Source organism: Bacillus paralicheniformis (assembly GCF_001042485.2).
GTDB classification, from domain to species: domain Bacteria; phylum Bacillota; class Bacilli; order Bacillales; family Bacillaceae; genus Bacillus; species Bacillus paralicheniformis.
Genome location: NZ_LBMN02000010.1, coordinates 1 through 751, shown reverse-complemented (window position 1 = coordinate 751; position 751 = coordinate 1). Strand labels below are relative to the sequence as shown.

Here is a 751-nt window from a genome sequence, read left to right as displayed (position 1 = left end):
CATCGATTCGAACAGCCTGTTGGAAAGCAATACACTTACGGAAAAGGTCCGGAGTATTCTTCCGAATTAGAGAAACTACAGGCAGAGAATCGTTATCTAAGACAACAGAATGAAGTGTTAAAAAAGTACAACGAATTGGAAAGGAAGTTGATAGCGAAACGTCAGTCGAACTTGTAGAAGGATTGCACCGCACAATGACCGTGCAGGATATCTGTATTCATTTAGGTATCTCTCGAGCATCTTATTATCGTTGGAAGAAGAATCTGACGAAAGATCATCCCAAGCGCCATTTGGAAAAACAAATCGGCACGTTGTGCCGAGAGCACAAGTATCGATATGGATATCGAAAAATCACAGCCATACTAAAAAAGAGAATGCGTATTAATCATAAAACGGTTCAACGTATTATGCAGAAAAATCAATGGCAGTGCCAGGTTAAGGTGAAAAAGCGCAAGAAGAATGGGCAGCCATATGCCGTGGTCGATAATATATTGGATCGGAACTTTCAGTCTGATCGCCCTCTTGAAAAACTAGTGACGGACATCACATATTTGCCTTATGGACAGAAACAATTGTACCTCTTTCCAGTATATTAGATTTATACAATGGAGAAGTAATTGCTTTTACGATTGGGGATAAGCAGGACACAGACTTTGTCTTAGACACACTTGATCAGCTGCCAACACTGCCTGAGAACTGCGTGTTACATAGTGACCAAGGTTCTGTGTATACATCTTATGAGTATCAGAAA

Annotated in this window: 1 pseudogene; it reads left to right on the top strand. The window is 40.5% G+C overall.

The features are described 5' to 3' along the window. Positions 1–751 (top strand): annotated as a pseudogene (locus ACH97_RS08235) (IS3 family transposase); the annotation flags it as partial.